Origin of the sequence: Halomonas sp. ND22Bw (assembly GCF_003011945.1) — a bacterium.
Classification (GTDB): Bacteria; Pseudomonadota; Gammaproteobacteria; order Pseudomonadales; family Halomonadaceae; genus Halomonas; species Halomonas halophila.
The window spans coordinates 1-242 of the sequence record NZ_PXWD01001604.1; the positions used below are offsets into that span (position 1 = coordinate 1).

General features: G+C 71.9%; 1 protein-coding gene. It reads left to right on the forward strand.

The window, feature by feature from the left end; genetic code table 11:
- On the forward strand, positions 1-242 hold a 242-nt coding region (locus tag CVH10_RS23670; protein WP_146143366.1), incomplete at both ends, for a hypothetical protein.

Genomic DNA, 242 nt, shown 5'->3' on the forward strand with positions numbered 1-242 from the left:
CTGCCAGGCGCGATCAGCCGCTTCATCTGGCTGCGCCGGATCGAGCCGGGCAACAATTCCGCCGCGGCGAACCGGCTGCTCGACCGGTTGGAGTTTCTCCGCGCGATGAACCTCGGCGCTGACCTGCTCGCTGGCGTCCCGCCGCACCGCGTCGCCCGGCTGCGCCGGCAGGGCGAACGCTATTTCGCCGATGGCCTGCGCGATCTGAACGCCGACCGGCGCCGCGCCATCCTCGCGGTCTG